This window comes from Natronolimnohabitans sp. A-GB9 (assembly GCF_030848565.1).
GTDB lineage: Archaea > Halobacteriota > Halobacteria > Halobacteriales > Natrialbaceae > Natronolimnohabitans.
In genome coordinates this window covers 1-1,769 of sequence record NZ_JAVDDV010000054.1, presented here as the reverse complement: position 1 = coordinate 1,769, position 1,769 = coordinate 1, and the positions used below count along the sequence as shown (strand labels likewise).

Genomic DNA, 1,769 nt, shown 5'->3' with positions numbered 1-1,769 from the left:
CGGTGCGATCCTCTTTGTCGTTCTCTCGATCGGGATCGAACTCGGGAGTCGCCTCGTCTTCGGCCTCGAAGCGTTGGGTGTCGCGAACCTCGTCACGGGTATCGCGTACGTCGTCCTCCTCGCTGGGATCGGGGCGCTGTTCCTGCGACGCGCCTACAACCTCGAGGACGAAGACGACGAGGACGACGACGAGGACGAAGACGACGACGAGATCCCAGCGATCGGCCGGAAGATCCAGTCGTACAACGTTCCGCCGATGATCTCGCTGACCTCCGGCGGTCGGGCCTCGGTGTGGACGATCTCCGGTGCGGGCGGGAGCGTCGGCCTCGTCTCGGGGCTAATCGGCGTCGGCGGTGGCTTCATCCGCATGCCCGCGATCTACTACTTGATCGGAACGCCGCTGACCGCTGCGGTCGGAACGAGTCTGTTCGCCGGGCTGTTCTCGGGCGCGTTTGGTACCTTCACCTACGGCATGTCCGGCAGCGTCGACCTGACGGTCGTCTCCCTGCTGCTGGTGGGAAGTGCCCTCGGGGCACGGATCGGCTCGGCGGCGACGGCGATCGTCGAGGAGGACGACGTGATCGTCTACTTCGGGCTGATGATGGTGTTTGCCAGCGTCGGCATCGCGCTTTCCGAACTCGCGAACTGGCTTGGAACGGGTGCGCTCGATATGCTGAGCGTCCTCCTGCTGGTCGGGTCGTCGTTCGTTGTCGCCTCGATGATCCTCTACCAGGTCGTTCAGCAAGCCGGATCGGACGAATCGCACGCGCAGGCGACCCCCGACGGTGGTGACTGATGTCGTCGTCAGGCCGTCAGTATCGCGCTGAAACGATCGTCGGCTTAGCCGACACGCTCTCACGTCACTGATCGTAATGCTCGTTGCCATCGTCGCGTTGATCCTGGCACTGGGAGTGGCCTCCCGAGTCCTCGCGGATCGACTCCGGATTCCGAGCGTCCTGTTTCTAATCTTCGCGGGGATCGCGATCGGCCCCGAACTGCTGGGGATCGTCTCCCAGGAGACGTTCGGCGGGGGACTCTCGGCGATGGTTGGGGTCAGCGTCGCGATTATCCTCTTCGAGGGTGGCTACCATCTCCACCTCGAGAAACTGCGTGAGAGTCCGACGGCGTTGACCCGTCTCGTCACTGTCGGTGCGGTGATCACCTGGCTCGGAACGGCAGCCGCCGTCGTTGCCTTCCTCGAGACGAGTCTCGAAGTCGGGTTGCTGGTCGGCGCCTTACTGATCGCGACCGGGCCGACGGTGATCGGACCGATCCTGCAGGTCGTCACCGTCCGTGACCACGTCGCTGCCGTCCTCGAGGGCGAGGGCGTAATCAACGACGTGACCGCAGCGATCCTGGTGGTCGTCGTCTTCGAGGTGTTGATCGCTGGCGACGGCGGGCTCGCTCATCTTGCCGTCGACTTCGTCGGTCGACTGTTCGTCGGACTGGCCGTCGGCGCGCTCGTCGCCGGCGTCGTCTGGCTGGTGCTCAACCGGGGAACTTCTATGCCATCTGCGGCACCGTTACACGCACGCTTGATCGTCCTCGCGGGAATCGTCGTCGCCTACGGCGGTGCCGAAACGATCGCCAGCGAGACGGGGATCGCCGCGGCTGCGATGGCTGGCTTCGTACTGGGCAACGTCGATCTGCCCTACCACGAGGACGTGATCGACTTTCTGGACGACCTCTCGGTCGTGGTGCTCTCCTTTGTTTTCGTCGCGCTGGCGGCGCTGATCGACTTCGCGGACATCCGCACACTCGGGCTGGCC

The 1,769-nt window shown here is 64.5% G+C and carries 2 protein-coding genes; both read left to right on the top strand.

The window, feature by feature from the left end:
- The coding region (locus RBH26_RS21220) for a sulfite exporter TauE/SafE family protein (protein ID WP_306760360.1) at positions 1–796 on the top strand (796 nt) is incomplete at its 5' end.
- A 76-nt stretch (positions 797–872) separates the two neighbouring features.
- Positions 873–1,769, top strand: an 897-nt coding sequence (locus tag RBH26_RS21215) for a cation:proton antiporter (protein WP_306760359.1), incomplete at its 3' end; no start/stop codon positions are given.